The sequence below is a fragment of the Microbacterium sp. 1.5R genome (assembly GCF_007667425.1).
GTDB lineage: Bacteria > Actinomycetota > Actinomycetes > Actinomycetales > Microbacteriaceae > Microbacterium.
This window is the reverse complement of sequence record NZ_VDRC01000002.1, coordinates 263,039-280,033: the sequence shown is the minus strand read 5'-3', so window position 1 is coordinate 280,033 and position 16,995 is coordinate 263,039. Positions and strand designations below refer to the sequence as shown.

Here is a 16,995-nt window from a genome sequence, read left to right as displayed (position 1 = left end):
TCATCGGTTGTCGGCAGCGGGGATCTCGAGGAGCACCGGGCCGTCGGATCCGGCTTCGCGCTCTATCGACACCGCGTCGACGTCGTCGGGCAGGCCCTGTTCGATCGTGAGGTACGGGTTCATCCAGGCCGTGAATCGCAGATGGAGAGTCCACGCCCCGGGCGTGCCGTACCCCCTGGGCTGCAGGCTGACGGCGCGGATCTCGCCCGCCTGAGTGTCGCCCGCCTGGCAGACCGCGGCCCCGGCCGCGGCATCGACGATCATGCAGCGCAGCATCCCGCTGGCCTGCGTTCCGTCGGCCGCACGCTGCGCGAGCCATACCGGTTCACCGTCGAAGTAGCCGACGACCGCAAGGGCGTTGGGGAGGTACCCGCTTTCCAGCAGTTCCTTCGCGCGGTCACGCTCCGCACCCTCGAACTGAGCGAGCATCGAGTCGCTGGGGACCCACCGCTGGATCCACGCCATCGGCTCGCCGCTCGTCGCGTACGACAGCACGGCGGAGATCGACCGGCCGTAGGACCCTTCAGGGTCGTCGGAGCCATCGCCTGGCCCCCAGATCGACACCGACAGCGTCATGTCCGCAAAGCTGTCCGGAGAACGGCACTCCGACTGCGACGCGTCACCGACGTCGAGGATCACGCAGGCCAGGCTGTCGGAGTCACGTGTCGCGTACCAGACGGTCGCGTCGTCGTCTTCAGCGACGAGGAGCACGGAGTCGTCGTCGTACTCCCCCTCGGCCTGCAACGCGAGACGCCGCTCCTGCTGCATCGCCGTCAGCGCCGGCTCAGCGTCGATCGCGCCGAAGAGCGCCCACCCCGCCGCGACCCCGACGAGGAGGAGGGCAGCGGATGCCGCCACGACGGCCCGCATGTGGGAGCGCACGGCGGCAGCGAGCGAGCTGTCGGCGGACGGCGCCGTCCCGCCCGTGAGCGCCGACCGCTGCTGCACATCGCGCGCTGGTGACGACGCATCACCCGCTCGAGGACGCGCGTCCGGTTCGGCGGAGCGCCTCTCGCTCGAGAGAGTCACGCTTTCCCGCCCCGGCGGTTCGATCGCGGGCTCCGCCTCGGCGGCAGCGAGGTCGCTGCGGTTCGCGCTCAGCGACGACTCCAGCTCGCGGAGTCGCCCCGCCTCGGCATCCGTCAGCCCGCCAGCGCGCCCGTACGCCTTCGCCTGCAGGTCTCGTCGTTCCGACTCGTCATCCGTCAGCATCGCCAGCATTCCGCGTGATCGTGAGGTACTGCTGCGTGAAGCTGACCGCGTAGTCGTACGTCGTCGTCGTGCCGTCCTCCGCACGGGTGAGAGCGAGTCGCAGCACCTCGGGCGAGGCCCCCGGTCTGTCCTCGCACACGCTGAGCGGATCCGGCTGCGATCCGTCGTAGATGAGACAGACGCGCTGCGTGCTCTTCTCCGTGGCGAACCACAGGGGGGTGTCTCCGTCGTAGCCGGCCACGACGATTGTCCGCTCGTCCCACTCGGCCTCACCGAGCTTCTTCGCGGCCTCCGCCTCCGCCTCGGAGGCGAATCTCATACCCGCCGAGGAGGATGAGGTGACGTAGCTGTAGGTGATGATGGCCGGGTCGCCCTCGTCGTCGAGGTACATCTGCGCGTCGACCATATTCCGCAGGTCGCCTTCCTCCCCGGTCGCGAGCGAGCCGTACAGGCCCTGAGCACGCACCAGTTCGGCGGTCGTGCACGACGGAATGGATCGCTCACCGTCGGCGAGGACGAGGCAGACGTCGTCGCCGTCCTCCCGCGTCGCGAACCAGATCACCACCCCCTCCTCCTCGCGGAGCGCGCGCAGCGACCCGGGATCGTAGTCACCGGTGGCCAGCAGTTCGCTCTGCCACTGCTGCTGCTCGGCGGTCAGATCGAGCGCGTCGGGGCCGCGATCGGCAGACGCGATCCACCCGATGAGCACCCCCAGCCCCATCAGCACGAGCGCGCAGACCAGCGCGGCGAGCAGGCGTCGGCTTCGCACGGCGAGCAGGGGTTCAGCGGATGCCGCCCCGACGGTCATCGCGGCGGCGACGGGCGACGGAGAGTCGGATCCCTCCCCCCGCACGGCGCGGCCATCCGCAGGCGTCACGGACCGCGGCGTTCCCGCCCCGTCGGATTCTCCGAGCTCAGCCCGGTCCGACGCGTCGCCCGAGAAGCCATCCCGTCGCGATTCGGCTCCGGCGCCCGCCGCCCCGCGCCCTCCTTCGAGCTCCCCCAGCCGTCGCGCCTCCGACGCGGAGAGACCACCGCCGCGACCGTACGCGCGCGCTTGCAGGGCGCGCAGCTCCTCGATCTCGTCGGCGTGCAGCATCCGCTACCCGAGCCTCTCGAACTGCATGCCGGCCCAGACCAGCCAGCCGAGGCTGTAGACCGTCGCCGCGAGCCCCAGCACGAGGGCCCAGCGCGCGATCGCTCGGTTCTCGACGGGTCGACGCAAGGACATGATCGCGGCGACCACCGCGACGATCGCGATCGGGATGCCCCATCCGACGAAGAACGAGGCCCCGAGCGCGACGATCGCCGCCATGAGCGCCCAGGGAGCGAGCCGGGTGTCGTCGGCGGGTGCGGTGCCGGCCGACGGCTGCCAGTCATCGTGTCGGGTGTCGTCGGCGATCGGGCCCGTCGCGACCACCGGCTCTACGGTCACCGGACCCGTGGGGAGTCTCGCGTACCCATCACGGCGGGCGCCCGGCAGCCGTGCCGACCCCGCCGGTCGCTCGACCTCGCCGCTCGGTCCCTCGACGCTCGCCCGCCGGGCCAGTGGGCCGGCGACGGATGCCGGCCCCGGTGGTCCGTCCTGTGCGGGGTGCGACGCATCGGTCATGACGGCACCGTCAGACGCTCCGCCACCTGGATCTCGGTGACGGGCAGCGTCGAATCCGCGCCGAAGGCGAGTGTCGACGGATGGCGTCCCGACGAGATCAGCTCCGCGGCGAGCGCGGCGATCATGGCGCCGTTGTCGGTGCACAGCGACAGCGGCGGGATACGGACGGTCACACCCGCGGCCTCCGCTCGCGACAGCGCGACCTCGCGCAGCCGACGGTTGGCGATGACCCCGCCGCCGAGCAGCAGCCGGGGAACCCCCAGGTCGGCGCACGCCGCCAGCGCCTTGGTGACGAGCACGTCGACCACCGCTTCACGGAAGCTCGCCGCCACATCGGCGACGGGGACGGGCACGCCGTCGGCCTCGCACCGCTCGACCCACCGGGCCACGGCGGTCTTCAGACCGGAGAACGAGAAGTCGTACCGGTGCTTCGCCATGTCGGAGGCTCGCGAGAGCCCGCGCGGGAAGCGGATCGCATCGGGGTCTCCGTCGACCGCCGCGCGGTCGATCTCCGGGCCGCCCGGATACGGCAGCGACAGCAGCCGCGCGACCTTGTCGAACGCCTCGCCCGCGGCGTCGTCCATGGTCTCGCCCAGCATCTCGACGTCGGTGGTGAGGTCGCGCACATGCAGCAGCGACGTGTGACCGCCGGAGACGAGCAACGCCACCGTCGGGTACTCCAACGGCTCGGACTCCGGGGTGAGGATGTCGGCGGCGATATGCCCGACAAGGTGGTTCACCGCGTAGAGGGGCTTGTCGAGCGAGACGGCCAGTCCCTTCGCCGCACCGACCCCCACCATGAGGGCGCCGGCGAGGCCGGGACCGCTCGTCACCGCGACGGCGTCGAGGTCTCGCAGCGAGACGCCCGCCTCGTCGAGCGCCGCGTCGATCGACGGCTGCAGCGCTTCCAGGTGCGCCCGAGCCGCGACCTCGGGCACCACGCCGCCATACCGCGAGTGCTCGTCCATGCTCGACGCGATCGTGTTCGAGAGCAGGGTCCGCCCGCGCACGATACCGATCCCGGTCTCGTCGCAGCTGGTCTCGATGCCCAGCACCAGGGGCTCGGTCATGCGGTGGCCTCCTCTGCAGCATCCGTCACGGCGGCTCGCGCGCGCGGCAGCACCAGGCGCATCACGATCGCGTCCACGTCGTCGGGTTGGTAGTAGCGGGGTCGTCTGCCGATCTCCTCGAACCCCTCCGACCGATAGAGCCCCTCGGCGCCGGGGTTGTCGGCGCGGACCTCGAGGAACACCTCGCGGGCTCCGCGGTCGGCGGCGGTGTCGAGAAGCGCGCGCAGCAGGGCGCGGCCGCGCCCTGCACCCCGGTGCTCGGCGTCGAACGCGATGGTCTGGATGTCGGCATCCGCGGAGCCCCGCAGCGCCCGCACGCCGCCGTAGCCGATGACCGTGCCTTCCTGCTCGTCCACGAGATAGCGTCCGTGCGGACTCGAGAGCTCGAGCGCCATCGCGTCGGCGCTCCACGCATCCGTGGGGAACGAGCGGTGCTCGATCGCCATGATGGAGTCCAGGTCGTCCGACGTCGCCGTGCGCAGGGTCACAGTCCGACCTTCTTCGGCGCCCCGGGCACCGTCACGTCCGGGTGGCGCATGTAGAGCGGCTCGTCGTCTGCGAGTTGACGGCCGGCACGCAGGGCGCGCGCGGCGACCGTCGCCAGGTCGGCAGCCGACAGGGTCGAGACCTCGATCGCGCGAAGACCCTCGAGCGCTGAGCCGAGATCGGCCCGCGGCACCAGCACGGTATCGGCTGCCACGTGCGGGATGCCGTCGGCATCCGTCCCGTCGAAGACGGTGACGGCGACCTCGCGGCGACGGGCGTCGGTCACGATCGCGAAGCGGCCGGTCACGGCATCCGCCTCGATCGCGCGGAGAGCAGGGGCGAAATGACTCGGCACGGGAAGCACCGGGATGCCGCGGCCGAGCGCGAACGCACGAGCGGCCGCGATCCCGATGCGCAGGCCGGTGAAGGGGCCCGGCCCCATGCCCGCCACGACCTGCGTCACGGGCGCGTCGTCAGTCCCGTCGATCACACGCTGCAGCAGATCGCCGATGACCTCAGCGTGGCCGAGCGGGTCCGCCGTCGACGCCTCGGCGCGCACGCCGTCGTCGCCGACGGTCGCGACGGCAGTACCGAGAGAGGTGTCGACGGCGAGGATCACCTCTCCAGGTTAGTCGCCCCTTCGCCCACCGCGCCTGAGCGGAACCCGCGGGTGATCGTGACGTGTCGTGGCGCGTCCGCATCGAGCTCGGAGGGGTCGAGGTCCTCCTCGCCGTCCGCGCCGAGCGGCCGTTCCAGCTCGATGTCCCACCAGGTGTCGGCCAACTCCTCGGCCATACCGCGACCCCACTCGATGACGACGACGGAGCGGGCCAGATCCAGGTCGAGGTCGTCCAGCTCCGCGCCCGAACCGAGGCGGTACGCGTCGACGTGCACGAGCGGTGCTCGGCCGACGAGGGACGGATGCGTGCGGGCGATGACGAACGTCGGGCTCTGCACAGGGCCGCGCACTCCCAGGCCCTCGGCGAGTCCGCGGGTGAAGGTCGTCTTCCCCGCCCCCAGCGGGCCGGTCAGGATCAGCAGATCGCCCGCCTCGAGCTCTCCGCCGATGCGGAAGCCGAGCTGCTCCATCGCGTCGGACGTCTCGATCTCCCGGCGCCCGAGGAGCTGCGGATCGACGCTCACGCCGACCGCCGGGGGACTCGTGCGCCGATGCGGGTGACGATCTCGTAGTTGATCGTCGAGGCCGCGTTCGCCCACTCCGCCGCCGACGGGATGCCGAGCGTCGGATCTCCGAACAGCACGACCTCATCGCCGATCGACACGGACGCATCGCCCACATCGACGACGAACTGATCCATCGCGATGCGCCCGACGTTCAGGAAGCGGCGTCCGCCGATCGATACCGGCAGACGGCCAGATGCGTGACGAGGCACCCCGTCGGCGTATCCGAACGGCACGAGCACCAGCGTGGTGTCATGCGGGACCCGGTGGTCGTAGCCGTACGAGACCCCCGCCCCTGCCGGCACGCGGCGGACCGCGGCGATCGCACCGCGCAGGGTCATCGCCGGACGGAGTCCGAGCTCCGCCGACGACCGGTCTTCGAAGGGAGACAGTCCGTAGATGCCGACGCCGATGCGTACGGCGTCGAGCCGCGCCTCGGGGAGGTCGACGGCGGCGGCGGTCGCGGCGATGTGACGGATCTCGGGCTCGATGCCGAACGACGCGGCGAGCGCGACGCCCTCCTCGAAGCGAGCCAGCGCCTCGCGGTCATCCTGCGGAGAGGTGTTGGAGAGATGGCTGAAGAGTCCGATGATGCGCAGCCGACCGATGCGCTCGAGCCGCGCCGCCTCGGCCAGCACACGGCGCCAGTCGGCCGGAGCGATGCCGTTGCGCGACAGCCCCGTCTCGAACTTCAGGTGCACGCCGACCGGACGATCGACGCTCGCCGCCGATGCCGCCGCCTCGAGCTGGTCGAACGATGAGATGCCGAGCTCGATGTCGAGGGCCGCCGCCTGCTCGAACCGTTCCCCCGGCGCGTGCAGCCACGCCATGATCGGCGCGGTGATGCCCTGGCGCCGCAGCTCGAGCGCCTCCGGGATCTCCGCCACCCCGAGACGCGTCGCCCCTCCGGCGAGGGCGGCCACAGCCGCCGCGGCCGCGCCGTGCCCGTAGGCGTTCGCCTTGACGACGGCGATGACCTGCGCACCCGTGAGGCGTCGGAAATGACGGACGTTGTCGCTGATGGCATCCAGCTCGATCCTGGCCTCACGGAATGGTGCGCTCACAGCGGGTCTCCTTCCGCGACGACGAACGCGGCGGCGAGACCCGCGTCGTGCGTGAGAGTGAGGTGCAGGCGGCTGATGCCGCGCTCGGCGACGACCTCGGCCGTGGTGCCCGAGAGCACGAAGTGCGGGCGACCTGATTCCTCCGACGCGATCTCGATCTCGGTCCAGTGCACGCCGTCGGACCCGCCGAGCGTCTTGATCAGCGCCTCTTTCGCGGCGTACCTGGCCGCGAGCGAGGGCAGGCGCAGGGGCCGCTCGGCCGGCGCGAACAGACGCTCGCGCAACCGCGGCGTGCGCTCGAGAGTCCGCTCGAACCGCGGGATGTCGACGAGGTCGATGCCGGTCCCGATGATCACCACATCAGCCTAGTCGGGGCTGGCGGGCCCTCCCGGGCTAGGCTGCGCGGTCCCGCGCGGGGGTGGAGGTCCCGCACGGCTGGAGATCCCCCGCCCGGCTGCCTCTCGCCGCCCGGAGCGTCAGCCAACCGGGGCATCTCCAGCCAGACGTCCTCTTCTGCACGAACGGAAAACGGAGCGGATGCCGGACGGAGCCTGTTGATGGACCTCCGCGGCGCGGCCCCGAGGACGATCATCGGCGGATGGCCGCACCTCTCGCACTCGTTCAGCACCACGGCGGCGTCGTCCGCGGATCGCAGTTGGCCCCGTTCGGCTGCACGCGAAAGGATCTCTCCGTCGCGGTGCGACGGGGTGAGCTCATCAGGCTCCGACCCGGCGTCTTCGCCGCACCCCGGTGCCCGGATGCCGTGCAGGCCGCCGCTCTGCACGGAGGCGCGCTCACGTGCGCGGGGGCACTGCGGCTGCACGGAGTGTGGGTGCTGCACGACGATGAGGTACCGCACGTCTGGCTCGGGGAGGCGAGTCGCACGCACGCGCACCACGGATGCCGGTGCACCGAGCACTACCGAGCCGGCACGATGAAGCTGGGATCAGCGCCGCTCGAGCATGCCCTGGTGCACGCCTACGCCTGCCATGGCGACGAGTTCTTCTTCGCCGCTTTCGAATCCGCGTGGTCGAAGCGGTTGATCGGAAGCGCCGCTCGGCAACGGATCAGGGGATTCCTGCCCGCCGGTGCGCGCTGGCTCGTCGACTTCGCCCGCAGCGACGCCGACAGCGGCCTCGAGTCGATCGTCCGGCTCCGCCTGCACATCCTGGGCATCTCGGTGGAGACCCAGGTGACGATCGCCGGGGTGGGGCGGGTCGACTTCGTCGTCGAGAAGCGGCTCATCCTGGAGATCGATGGCCGAGCGAATCATGCAGGGGCTGAGCGGCGTCATCATGACCTCGCGAGGGACGCAGCCGCATCCCGCCTCGGGTTCGAAACCCTTCGGTTCGACTACGCCCTGATCATCCACCAGTGGGACACCGTGGCGGCTGCCGTGCTGACGGCAATCGGACGCGCGCGAGCGTGACACGGATGGCTGGAGTTTGCCCGCCCGGCTGGCCGAACACTCGGCTTCGGCCAGCCAGACGGGCGATCGCCAGCCAGGCGCACGAACCGCCTACTCGACCGTGACCGACTTCGCGAGGTTGCGGGGCTGGTCGACGTCGAGGCCCTTGGCGGTCGCGAGCGCCATCGCGAAGATCTGCAGCGGCACCACGGCGAGGAGCGGCTCGAACATCGGGCCGGCCAACGGGATGTGGATGACCTCGTCTGCGAAGGGCAGCACGGCTGCGTCGCCCTCTTCGGCCACGACGATCACCCGGGCACCGCGGGCGCGGATCTCCTGGATGTTCGACACGACCTTCGAGTGCACGAGGGCGGAGTGCCGCGGCGACGGGACGAGGACGAACACCGGCTGTCCTGGCTCGATCAGCGCGATCGGGCCGTGCTTCAGCTCACCGGCGGCGAAGCCCTCGGCGTGGATGTACGAGATCTCCTTGAGCTTCAGCGCACCCTCGAGCGCGATCGGGTAGCCCACGTGACGACCGAGGAACAGCACCGAGCGGGTATCGGCCATCCAGCCTGCGAGCTGCGACACGTGGTCGTTCTCGGTCTCCAGCACCTTGGCGATCTTCTCGGGCAGGGCCGCGAGCTCGGCGACGTCCACCGAGGCATCGGCGACCGAGCCGCGAACACGCCCCATGTGCAGACCGAGCAGCAGCAGCGCGGTGATCTGAGCCGAGAAGGCCTTGGTCGAGGCGACGGCCACCTCGGGTCCGGCGTGGGTGTAGACCACGGCGTCGGACTCGCGCGGGATCGTGGCGCCCTGCGTGTTGCAGACGGAGAGCGTGCGTGCGCCGCGCTCTCGCGCGTACTTCACTGCCATGAGCGTGTCCATGGTCTCGCCGGACTGGCTGATCGACACGACCAGCGTGTCGGCGCCGATCACCGGGTCGCGGTAGCGGAATTCGTGCGCGAGTTCGACGTCGACGGGCACCCGCGCCCACTGTTCGATCGCGTACTTCCCCACGAGGGCGGCGTACGAGGCAGTGCCGCATGCGGTGATGATGACGCGGTTGATGCCGGTGAACAGGTCGTCGAGGCCGTCGAGCTCGGGGATGACCACCTGGTCGCCCTGGATGCGTCCGCGGATCGTGTTCGCGACGGCCTCGGGCTGCTCGGCAACCTCCTTCGCCATGAAGCTCGACCATCCGCCCTTCTCGGCGGCAGCGGCGTCCCACGAGACGTCGAAGGGCTCGGCCTGGACCGGCGTCCCGAAGAAGTCGGTGACGGTCACGGCATCCGGAGTGATGGAGACGATCTGGTCCTGGCCGATCGCGAGCGCCTTGCGCGTGTGCTCGACGAACGCGGCGACGTCGGAGCCGAGGAAGTTCTCCCCCTCGCCGAGACCGATGACGAGGGGCGAGTTGCGGCGGGCTCCGACGACCAGCCCCGGGTGGTCCTCGTGCATCGCGAGCAGCGTGAACGCGCCCTCGAGGCGGTTCACGACGCTGCGGAACGCCAGCTGCAGATCGCCGCCGTTGCTGCGGTACTCGCGCTCGAGCAGCGCTGCGGCGACCTCGGTGTCGGTCTCGCTGCGGAAGGCGACGCCGGCCGCCGCGAGTTCGTCGCGAAGCGGTGCGAAGTTCTCGATGATGCCGTTGTGGATCAGGGCGAGACGGTCGTCGTCCGCCAGGTGCGGGTGTGCATTGCCGTCCGTGGGGCCGCCGTGCGTCGCCCAGCGGGTGTGCCCGATGCCGGTGTTGCCATCGGGCAGAGCCGCGTCGGCGAGCGAATCGCGCAGCGCGGAGAGCTTTCCCGCCTTCTTGCGCATGCCCAGCGAACCGGTCTCATCGATCACGGCGACGCCGGCAGAGTCGTAACCGCGGTATTCCAGGCGAGCGAGGCCTGCGAGAAGGATGCCCTGGCTGGGCCGCGGGCCCACGTATCCGACGATTCCACACATGAGATACAGAGTAGGCTCCGCATTTTGCGAAGGTTCCGAACGAAATCGGCTCGATCGAGCCGAGAGCCCGCGCCGGCTCAGAGCTTGCGCAGCAGCACGCTCTCCACGCTGTGATCGGCGCCCTTGTTCAGCACGAGCCTCGCCCGGTGACGGGTGGGCATGACGTTCTCGACGAGGTTGGGCATGTTGATCTCGTTCCAGTATCCGAGTGCCGTGGTGATCGCCTCCTCGTCGGTGAGGTGCGCGAAGACGTTGAAGTACGACGAAGGGTTGGCGAAGGCGCCCTGCCTGAGGGCGAGGAAACGGTCGACGTACCATTTCTCGATGTGCGACGTGTCGGCGTCGACGAAGATCGAGAAATCGAAGAGGTCGCTGACCGCCACGTCGTTCGGCGCCGGCGGCGGCTGCAGCACGTTCAGTCCCTCGACGATGACGACATCGGGACGCCGCACCACCACGTGCGCGTCCGGCACGATGTCGTAGCGCATGTGCGAGTAGAACGGCGCCCGCACCTCGGCCACCCCGCTCTTCACCGCGGTGAGGAACTCGATGAGCGAACGGCGGTCGTACGACTCGGGGAAGCCCTTGCGCTCCATGAGACCCCGCCGTTCGAGTTCGGCGTTGGGGTAGAGGAACCCATCCGTCGTCACGAGCTCGACCCGCGGCGTACCGGGCCACCGGCTCATCAGCTCGCGGAGAAGCCGCGCGATCGTCGACTTGCCCACCGCGACCGAACCGGCGACCCCCACCACGAAGGGTGTGGTCGAATCGTCCTCCTGCAGGAAGTCGCTTGTCGCGGCACCCAGTCGCTTCGTGGCCGTCGCATACAGACTGAGCAGTCGGCTCAACGGCAGATAGACCTCGCTGACCTCGGTGAGATCGAGCCGGTCACCGATGCCGCGGAGCTCCACGACCTCGGTCTCGGTGAGCGGCTGGTCGATGCCCGCGGCGAGTCTGGCCCACTCCTGGCGCCCGATCTCGCGGTACGGAGACAGCGGGAGCGCGGGGTCGACGGTGGTCACCGCACCATCGTATCGGGGCACCGGTAGTCTCTTGCCGTGCGCCTCGGAGTCCTCGACATCGGATCCAACACCGTCCATATGCTGGCGGCTGACGTGCGTGCGGGCGGACGGCCGCTCGCCGCATCCAGCGATCGCACGGTGCTCCGCCTCATGAGGTATCTCGGCGACGACGGGTCGATCTCGGAAGAAGGCGTCCGCGCGCTCGAGGACGCGGTGCGCCGCGCCCGCCGGGTGGCCGAGGAGGAGCGCGTCGACGAGCTGCTCGCGACCGCGACGAGCGCCGTCCGCGACGCGACGAACGGCGCTGAGGTCATCGCCCGCGTCGAAGATGCACTGGGGCAACCCCTCCAAGTCCTCGACGGCGAAACCGAGGCCGAGCTCACCTTCCTCGCCGTGCGGCGCTGGTTCGGCTGGTCGGCGGGGCAGATCCTGCTGCTCGACATCGGCGGCGGCTCGCTCGAGATCGCCGCAGGCGGCGAGGAGCTCCCGGATGCCGCGGCATCCGTCCCTCTCGGCGCAGGACGCATGACGGTGCAGTTCCTGCCGAACGATCCCCCCGGAGAGGACGACGTCGAACGTCTGCGCGCGCACGCAGCGGAGACGCTGGAAGCCGTGCTCCCCCGCTTCGCGGCACTCCCCCGACCGGACCATGTGGTGGGGTCGTCGAAGGCCATCCGCTCGCTGGCGAAGCTCGTCGGCTACCCGGCACCCGGATGGTCCGGGTCGGAGCGGATGCTGCTTCCGCGCGCGGCCCTGGGGGCGTGGATCCCACGACTCTCCCGCCTTCCTGCGTCAGCCCGTCAGGAGCTGCCGGGAATCACCGCCGACCGCACCTTCCAGATCGTGGCCGCAGCGGTGTCGCTGCACACGGCGATGTCGGCACTGCAGGTCGACGAGCTCGAGGTGTCGCCGTGGGCGCTCCGCGAGGGCGTGCTGCTGCGGTACATCGAGCAGCTGGGCCAGGCGCGTCCCTGACCCAGCGCTCGCGTATCGCGGGTGTCAGAGCGCGAGGCGCTCGCGCACGACGTCGACAAGACGGTCGGCGTAGGCCTGCGCCGACTCGGCGTCGGCCGCCTCGACCATCACACGCACGAGGGGCTCGGTGCCCGACTTGCGCAGCAGCACGCGCCCGGTGTCGCCCAACTCCGCCTCGACCTCGCGGACGGCCGACTGCACGACCTCGTCGGTGCCGACGGCGTCCTTATCGACGTCGCGCACGTTGACGAGCACCTGCGGGTACACGGTCATGACGGCTGCCAGCTCGGCGATGGACGTGTTCCGGCGAGCCATCTCGGCCACCAGGTGCAGGCCGGTGAGCAGGCCGTCGCCGGTGGTCGCGAACTCGCTCATGATGACGTGCCCCGACTGCTCGCCGCCGAGGGCGTAGCCTCCGGCGTTCATGTCTTCGAGGACGTAGCGGTCCCCCACAGCCGTCTGCCGCACGGTGATGCCCTGCTCGCGCATCGCGAGGTGCAGACCCAGGTTGCTCATGACTGTCGCGACGAGCGTGTCGTCGGTGAGGTGACCGCGCTCTTTCATCGACACGGCGAGGATGGCCATGATCTGGTCGCCGTCGATGACGTTGCCCTGCGCGTCGACCGCGAGGCAGCGATCGGCGTCGCCGTCGTGGGCGATGCCGATGTCGGCGCCGAGGCGGACGACCGCCTCGGCGAGATTGTCGAGGTGCGTCGATCCGACGCCGTCGTTGATGTTCCAGCCGTCGGGCTCGGCACCGATCACGGTGACCTCGGCACCCGCGTCGCGGAAGGTCTCCGGTGAGACACCGGAGGCAGCTCCGTGCGCGCAGTCGAGGACGACCTTGATGCCGTTCAGACGGTTCGGCAGCGAGCCGAGCAGGTGCACGACATAGCGGTCCTCTGCATCCGAGAACCGGATGATCCGGCCGACCCCCGCGCCGGTCGGGCGTAGCATCTCGCCGGACATCGCCGCTTCGATGCGCTGCTCGACCTCGTCCGGGAGCTTTCGTCCGCCGCGGGCGAAGATCTTGATCCCGTTGTCGGGCGCGGCGTTGTGCGACGCCGAGATCATCACGCCGAAGTCGGCGTCACGATCGGCGACGAGGAACGCGAGAGCAGGCGTGGGAATGACGCCGGCTTCGAGCACGTCGACACCGGAGGAGGCGAGACCCGCCGACACCGCGGCCTCGAGGAAGTGACCCGAGACCCGGGGGTCGCGGGCGACAACTGCGGTGAGTCGCTTGCCTTCGGCTTTGCGAGCCTCCGCAGTACGGCCCTGGCCCAGGACGACAGCAGTCGCCTGGGCCAGGGTGAGCGCCAGATCGGCGGTGAGGATGCCGTTGGCAAGCCCTCGCACGCCGTCCGTGCCAAAGATCGGCATCGGACCAGTGGACCTTAACGCTTGGAGTACTGAGGCGCCTTACGGGCCTTCTTGAGTCCGGCCTTCTTGCGCTCCTTGACGCGAGCGTCGCGCGACAGGAAGCCGGCCTTCTTCAGGGTCGGGCGGTTGTTCTCCTCGTCGATGCCGTTGAGGGCACGAGCGATGCCGAGACGCAGCGCGCCGGCCTGACCCGAGGGGCCACCACCGGAGATGCGCGCGATGACGTCGTAGCCGCCGGCGAGGTTGAGGACCGTGAACGGGTCGTTGATCAGCTGCTGGTGCAGCTTGTTCGGGAAGTAGTCCTCGAGGGTACGGCCGTTGACCGTGATCGTTCCCGAGCCGGGGACGAGGCGCACGCGGGCGATGGCCTGCTTGCGACGACCCACAGCGGCGCCCGGAACGCTGAGCACGGGGCGGGGAGCCGCCTCGACAGCGTCGTTCTCGGGGGTCGAGGTCGAGAAGTTCTGGAGGTTTTCGGTGGAGTCCTGGATGTCAGCCACGAGTATGTCCTTAGTCTGTACGGCGCTTACTGGGCGACCTGGTCGAGGGTGTACGGCTGGGGCTGCTGCGCGGCGTGCGGGTGCTCGCCACCCGTGTACACCTTGAGCTTCGACAGCTGCTGACGGCCGAGGCTGTTCTTGGGGAGCATGCCACGGATGGCCTTCTCCACAGCGCGGACCGGGTTCTTCTCGAGCAGCTCGGCGTAGTTGACGGCCTTGAGGCCACCCGGGTAGCCCGAGTGACGGTAGGCGATCTTCTTCTGGAGCTTCTGACCGGTGAGCGCGACCTTCTCGGCGTTCACGATGATGACGAAGTCACCCGAGTCGATGTGGTTGGCGAAGGTCGGCTTGTGCTTGCCGCGCAGGAGCGCTGCGGCGTGCGAGGCAAGGCGGCCGAGAACGACGTCGGTGGCGTCGATGACGACCCAGTCGCGCTGGACTTCGCCAGCCTTGGGAGTGAAAGTGCGCGTCACGATAGTGCTGCTTTCTTGTTCGAACGGAGAGGTTCGTGAATCCCACTCCGGGGTGGTTCCGACCTGTCGCGCGATGCGCAGGAGGGGGAACACGCCAGTGGAGGGCTCACGTTCGCGGTACCCGGCAGTCGAGTACCAAAGAGACAGCTTACGTCATCCGCGGCGTTCTCCCAAACCGACGTCAGGCGACGACCGCGCGCTCCCCCGGCACCAGCACGCGGAGTCGATCACCGCGGCCCGCATGATCGAACATTCCGATGAGCCGTTCGAGCGTCTCGGAGAAGTGGAACCACCCCTCCGCGTGCACGGGGACGACGAGCGCATCGGTCAGCACCTCCGACGCCTCGAGCGCGGTCCGCGCGTTCAGGGTGAGGTCGGCGTCGCCGAAGCGGCCCACGTTGGCGGCCCCGGCGAAGAGCACGGCCACGTCGATGCGCGGGAAGCGGGATGCGATCTCGCGGACGACGTCCACCGAGGCGTTGTCGCCGGACACGTACACCGTCGGCCACCCCTCGGCCTCGAGCACGAACCCCGTCACGGTGCCCGACTGCGCCTCGGCGCCCTCGGGGCCGTGCACTGCGGGCACGGCCGTCACGGTGACGGATGCCACGTCGTGGCGTTCCCACGGTGCGAGACCGGTGACGTGCGGGATGCGCTGCGCGGACTCCGGCGTGCCGAGCACGAGGTCCGCGCTCGGCAGCAGCTCACGACCGGCGCGGTCGAGGTTGTCGGGGTGCTGGTCGTGCGAGAGCAGGATCAGGTCGAGCCGGCCGAGCGCAGACGCGGCGACGGCCGGGCCGGTCAGCTTGTACAGCGTCGCCCCTCCCGGATACTCCCCCGGGGGGTCGAACGTCGGGTCGGTGAGGATCGACAGTCCGGCGTACGAGAGATGCAGGGTCGGACCGCCGACGAGCAGCGCGGAGATGGTCATCCGACCAGTCTCCGGCATCCGCTCGTCATGGTCCAGGCGCGAGCGTCCGTCAATCCAGCCGTGCCGTGACGAGGATCGGCCGGTGGTCGCTCGACCCCTGAGGAAGCGTCGTGACGCGTTGGATCTCGAAGCCGGCCGACGTCGCGAAGTCGTAGTGCCCGCGGAACACCCGGTATCTCGTGTAGGTGTGATCGTCGCTGAGCGTCAGCGCATAGCCGTGCTCGCGCACCGCGTGGCCGAGGTTCTCCTTGAACACCGGGTAGTTGTAATCCCCCACCATGAGTTGCGGAAGCCCTTCGCCGAGCGTCGCGAGCTCCGTGAGCGCCGCGCGGATCTGATGCCGCCGCAAGGAGTTGAGCGCCGTCAGAGGCGCCGCGTGGAACGAGGCGGCGATGAACTCGCGTCCTTCGTCGATGTCGCGCAGCCGCGCTCCCAGCACCCGCTCGTGAGCGGGCTTCGCGATGCGGTCGTGCAGCGACTTCTTCAACTCGATCGTGCGGATTCCCTGCAGCCGGAAGGCGCTCTCGCGGTAGAACATCGCGAGACCCAGCCGGTTGCCCTGGGTGGCGTCGGCGAGCGCGAGGTCGCCGATCCGCTCGGGCAGGTCTGCGACATCGCACTCCTGGAGGCAGAGGATGTCGGGATCGTGGGCGGCCGCGATCGTCGCCAGCTCGCCGGCGGCGCGGTGCTTCTGCAGGTTGTACGAGATGACCTTCATGACCCCGCCACGCTACCCCCCGAGCCCGTGCGCGGGCTCCGTTCACTCGTCATATCCCCAGCGGATGCCCAGGACGCCCGGTCCGAACCCGTGCTTCGCGACGTGCACCGCGCCGTGGGCGACCGAGCGCATCGAGGTCGCGTAGTCGTCCGGGGTCTCGCAGTACTCCTCGCACCAGGTGGGCGGAGCATCCGGGTGGAAATGCACCCAGATCAGGGTCTCGCGCGCCGGCCGCGACGTGGCGTGCCAGACCGACTGACGAGGCGGATACCCGGCGGGGAACGTCTCCGTGAACTCGAACAGCGTGGTCGCCCCGGTGGTGATCGGCTCGTCGAGCGCGATGACGACGCCCGAGAGCAGGCCGCCGGGGTGCAGGTACTCCCGGTCGACGCGTCCGCCGACGACGTCGGAGATCGCCGACATGACGTCGGTCTCGACGGGCGCCACGTCGATCGAGGGGATCTCGGTGATCACGCCCTTGGTCGCCTGCACGAGTGAACGCATCGTGATCCGCTCCACCGCGCCGTCGCGACCGACGAAGGCCGTCACCTGCGTGGAGAGGTCGCGCAGCGCATCCTGCTCGACCGAACGCAGAGCGGCGAGGGTCTCGGGCAGCTCGCGCACCTCGTCGAACGGCAGACGGGGCGGCGCCAGCGGACCCAGCCGCGCGGACGGCCCCAGCAGACTCGTGAGGTGCCCCCGGTTCATCCCGAGGTGGTCTTCGAGTCCTTCCACGACGCTCAGCGACTGCGCACCCTCCGGCTGACGGGCGCCGGAGCGCCAGTAGCTCAGCGTCGCCATCGAGACCGGGTTGCCGTCGTCGACGAGCTTGCGCCGCAGCCGCGCGAGCGTGATCCCCCGCTCGGAGATCGCCGCGCGGAGAGCCGCGGCGAAAGCGCCGCCGCCCTGGTCATCGCTGTGACCCGTCACAGTCCCCTCGCCGTCAAGTGAAGAAGCGTCTCGTAGCCTCAGTGTACGACTCCGCGGCGTCCGCCCCTCG

19 protein-coding genes are annotated in these 16,995 nt (G+C 70.0%); 2 read left to right on the top strand and 17 right to left on the bottom strand.

The annotated features are described in order from the left end of the window. Genes FSY98_RS12320 through FSY98_RS12280 form a run of 9 tightly spaced genes read right to left on the bottom strand, consistent with a single transcriptional unit; the run spans window position 1 to window position 6,982 of the window. Window positions 1-1,212, bottom strand: a complete 1,212-nt coding sequence (locus FSY98_RS12320) for a hypothetical protein (RefSeq protein WP_144876969.1) — start codon at window positions 1,210-1,212, stop codon at window positions 1-3. Then, window positions 1,199-2,311 carry a hypothetical protein gene (locus FSY98_RS12315; protein WP_144876968.1) on the bottom strand — a complete coding sequence of 371 codons (1,113 nt, stop codon included), beginning with the start codon at window positions 2,309-2,311 and terminating at the stop codon, window positions 1,199-1,201. Before FSY98_RS12315 ends, FSY98_RS12320 begins: the two co-directional genes overlap by 14 nt. Before the next feature lie 3 nt (window positions 2,312-2,314). Next, window positions 2,315-2,824 (bottom strand): hypothetical protein, encoded by a 510-nt coding sequence (locus tag FSY98_RS12310; protein ID WP_144876967.1) that lies wholly within the window; start codon window positions 2,822-2,824, stop codon window positions 2,315-2,317. Further along, on the bottom strand, window positions 2,821-3,894 hold the full coding sequence (gene tsaD / locus FSY98_RS12305; protein WP_144876966.1) for a tRNA (adenosine(37)-N6)-threonylcarbamoyltransferase complex transferase subunit TsaD: 1,074 nt from the start codon (window positions 3,892-3,894) through the stop codon (window positions 2,821-2,823). The genes FSY98_RS12310 and tsaD overlap by 4 nt, the downstream gene beginning before the upstream one ends. Next, the gene (rimI, locus tag FSY98_RS12300) at window positions 3,891-4,382 is read right to left on the bottom strand and encodes a ribosomal protein S18-alanine N-acetyltransferase (protein ID WP_144876965.1); all 492 of its coding nucleotides are present in this window, start codon (window positions 4,380-4,382) and stop codon (window positions 3,891-3,893) included. Before rimI ends, tsaD begins: the two co-directional genes overlap by 4 nt. Further along, window positions 4,379-4,999, bottom strand: coding sequence for a tRNA (adenosine(37)-N6)-threonylcarbamoyltransferase complex dimerization subunit type 1 TsaB (gene tsaB, locus FSY98_RS12295; protein WP_144876964.1), 621 nt, complete (start codon window positions 4,997-4,999; stop codon window positions 4,379-4,381). Before tsaB ends, rimI begins: the two co-directional genes overlap by 4 nt. After that, window positions 4,996-5,523 carry a tRNA (adenosine(37)-N6)-threonylcarbamoyltransferase complex ATPase subunit type 1 TsaE gene (gene tsaE, locus FSY98_RS12290; RefSeq protein WP_260857391.1) on the bottom strand — a complete coding sequence of 176 codons (528 nt, stop codon included), beginning with the start codon at window positions 5,521-5,523 and terminating at the stop codon, window positions 4,996-4,998. The genes tsaB and tsaE overlap by 4 nt, the downstream gene beginning before the upstream one ends. Next, window positions 5,520-6,626 carry an alanine racemase gene (alr, locus tag FSY98_RS12285; RefSeq protein WP_144876963.1) on the bottom strand — a complete coding sequence of 369 codons (1,107 nt, stop codon included), beginning with the start codon at window positions 6,624-6,626 and terminating at the stop codon, window positions 5,520-5,522. Before alr ends, tsaE begins: the two co-directional genes overlap by 4 nt. Next, complete coding sequence (locus FSY98_RS12280; RefSeq protein ID WP_096714309.1) at window positions 6,623-6,982, bottom strand: holo-ACP synthase; 360 nt, start codon at window positions 6,980-6,982, stop codon at window positions 6,623-6,625. Before FSY98_RS12280 ends, alr begins: the two co-directional genes overlap by 4 nt. A gap of 242 nt (window positions 6,983-7,224) precedes the next feature. Between FSY98_RS12280 and FSY98_RS12275 the strand changes: the two genes are divergently transcribed. Then, window positions 7,225-8,055: a DUF559 domain-containing protein gene (locus tag FSY98_RS12275; RefSeq protein WP_144876962.1), complete on the top strand. Its 831-nt coding sequence runs from the start codon at window positions 7,225-7,227 to the stop codon at window positions 8,053-8,055. Window positions 8,056-8,145: 90 nt separating this feature from the next. Here FSY98_RS12275 and glmS read toward each other — a convergent pair whose 3' ends face one another. Beyond that, window positions 8,146-9,993 (bottom strand): glutamine--fructose-6-phosphate transaminase (isomerizing), encoded by a 1,848-nt coding sequence (glmS, locus tag FSY98_RS12270; RefSeq protein WP_144876961.1) that lies wholly within the window; start codon window positions 9,991-9,993, stop codon window positions 8,146-8,148. 77 nt (window positions 9,994-10,070) lie between these two features. Continuing rightward, on the bottom strand, window positions 10,071-11,015 hold the full coding sequence (gene coaA / locus FSY98_RS12265; protein WP_144876960.1) for a type I pantothenate kinase: 945 nt from the start codon (window positions 11,013-11,015) through the stop codon (window positions 10,071-10,073). Between the two features lie 36 nt (window positions 11,016-11,051). On the opposite strand from coaA, the gene FSY98_RS12260 reads away from it, so the two are divergent. After that, complete coding sequence (locus FSY98_RS12260; RefSeq protein ID WP_144876959.1) at window positions 11,052-11,990, top strand: Ppx/GppA phosphatase family protein; 939 nt, start codon at window positions 11,052-11,054, stop codon at window positions 11,988-11,990. A gap of 24 nt (window positions 11,991-12,014) precedes the next feature. Here FSY98_RS12260 and glmM read toward each other — a convergent pair whose 3' ends face one another. The 6 genes from glmM to FSY98_RS12230 form a co-directional block, all read right to left on the bottom strand. Next, window positions 12,015-13,373 (bottom strand): phosphoglucosamine mutase, encoded by a 1,359-nt coding sequence (gene glmM, locus FSY98_RS12255; protein ID WP_144876958.1) that lies wholly within the window; start codon window positions 13,371-13,373, stop codon window positions 12,015-12,017. A 14-nt stretch (window positions 13,374-13,387) separates the two neighbouring features. After that, window positions 13,388-13,873: a 30S ribosomal protein S9 gene (rpsI, locus tag FSY98_RS12250; protein WP_144876957.1), complete on the bottom strand. Its 486-nt coding sequence runs from the start codon at window positions 13,871-13,873 to the stop codon at window positions 13,388-13,390. Between the two features lie 26 nt (window positions 13,874-13,899). Then, complete coding sequence (gene rplM / locus FSY98_RS12245; protein WP_144876956.1) at window positions 13,900-14,346, bottom strand: 50S ribosomal protein L13; 447 nt, start codon at window positions 14,344-14,346, stop codon at window positions 13,900-13,902. A 181-nt stretch (window positions 14,347-14,527) separates the two neighbouring features. Then, window positions 14,528-15,277 carry an MBL fold metallo-hydrolase gene (locus FSY98_RS12240; protein ID WP_144876955.1) on the bottom strand — a complete coding sequence of 250 codons (750 nt, stop codon included), beginning with the start codon at window positions 15,275-15,277 and terminating at the stop codon, window positions 14,528-14,530. Window positions 15,278-15,326: 49 nt separating this feature from the next. Further along, window positions 15,327-15,995: an endonuclease/exonuclease/phosphatase family protein gene (locus tag FSY98_RS12235; protein ID WP_144876954.1), complete on the bottom strand. Its 669-nt coding sequence runs from the start codon at window positions 15,993-15,995 to the stop codon at window positions 15,327-15,329. A 42-nt stretch (window positions 15,996-16,037) separates the two neighbouring features. Then, complete coding sequence (locus FSY98_RS12230) at window positions 16,038-16,925, bottom strand: hypothetical protein (RefSeq protein WP_144876953.1); 888 nt, start codon at window positions 16,923-16,925, stop codon at window positions 16,038-16,040. Between the last annotated feature and the right edge of the window lie 70 nt (window positions 16,926-16,995).

Excerpts from the sequence above, each read along its gene's own strand:
- FSY98_RS12320 (WP_144876969.1), bottom strand. The coding sequence starts at position 1,212 with ATGCTGACGGATGACGAGTCGGAACGACGAGACCTGCAGGCGAAGGCG.
- FSY98_RS12315 (WP_144876968.1), bottom strand. The coding sequence starts at position 2,311 with ATGCTGCACGCCGACGAGATCGAGGAGCTGCGCGCCCTGCAAGCGCGC.
- FSY98_RS12310 (WP_144876967.1), bottom strand. The coding sequence starts at position 2,824 with ATGACCGATGCGTCGCACCCCGCACAGGACGGACCACCGGGGCCGGCA.
- tsaD (WP_144876966.1), bottom strand. The coding sequence starts at position 3,894 with ATGACCGAGCCCCTGGTGCTGGGCATCGAGACCAGCTGCGACGAGACC.
- FSY98_RS12275 (WP_144876962.1), top strand. The coding sequence starts at position 7,225 with ATGGCCGCACCTCTCGCACTCGTTCAGCACCACGGCGGCGTCGTCCGC.
- glmS (WP_144876961.1), bottom strand. The coding sequence starts at position 9,993 with ATGTGTGGAATCGTCGGATACGTGGGCCCGCGGCCCAGCCAGGGCATC.
- glmM (WP_144876958.1), bottom strand. The coding sequence starts at position 13,373 with ATGCCGATCTTTGGCACGGACGGCGTGCGAGGGCTTGCCAACGGCATC.
- FSY98_RS12240 (WP_144876955.1), bottom strand. The coding sequence starts at position 15,277 with ATGACCATCTCCGCGCTGCTCGTCGGCGGTCCGACCCTGCATCTCTCG.
- FSY98_RS12235 (WP_144876954.1), bottom strand. The coding sequence starts at position 15,995 with ATGAAGGTCATCTCGTACAACCTGCAGAAGCACCGCGCCGCCGGCGAG.